Annotated in this window: 1 protein-coding gene; it reads left to right on the forward strand. The window is 47.2% G+C overall.

The genetic code is table 11. The annotated features are described in order from the left end of the window. Positions 1-31: 31 nt before the first annotated feature. Positions 32-822, forward strand: a 791-nt coding sequence (gene htpX / locus R7093_RS24800) for a protease HtpX (RefSeq protein WP_318146963.1), incomplete at its 3' end; no start/stop codon positions are given.

Here is an 822-nt window from a genome sequence, read left to right on the forward strand (position 1 = left end):
AAAAAACGATAAGCTTCCTCGGAGAAAAGTAATGAAGCGAATTATGTTATTCCTAGCAACTAACCTAGCTGTTGTGCTGGTTCTTAGTGTTGTTCTGAATATTGTTTACGCGACCACTGGAATGCAACCAGGCAGTCTGTCTGGTTTACTTGTCATGGCAGCCGTATTTGGCTTTGGTGGCGCATTGATTTCGTTAATGATGTCAAAGGGCATGGCACTACGCTCAGTTGGCGGCATGGTGATTGAAAGCCCACGTAACGAAACAGAGCATTGGTTGCTTGAGACGGTAGGCCGTCAAGCGCAACAAGCGGGCATTGGTATGCCAACAGTAGCGATTTATGATTCTGCAGACATCAACGCATTCGCGACAGGGGCTAAGCGTGATGATTCACTGGTTGCTGTATCGACTGGTCTTCTACACAACATGACGCGTGATGAAGCTGAAGCTGTTCTGGCGCACGAAGTGAGCCACATTGCGAATGGTGACATGGTCACGATGACGCTAATGCAAGGTGTTGTGAACACGTTTGTTATCTTCCTATCGCGTTTTATCGCCAATATCGTGGCATCGAACGACGATGAAGAAGGCCAAGGCACGAACATGATGGTGTACTTTGGTGTGTCTATGGTGTTGGAACTTGTCTTTGGTTTCTTAGCAAGCTTCATCACTATGTGGTACAGCCGTCACCGTGAATTCCATGCCGATGCAGGTGCAGCGCGTTTAGTAGGTAAAGAGAAAATGATTGCTGCTCTTGAGCGTTTGAAGATGAGCCAAGAATCGAAACTCGATGGCACAATGATGGCGTTCGGTATCAACGGTAA

It is taken from the genome of Vibrio sp. 1580 (assembly GCF_033340055.1).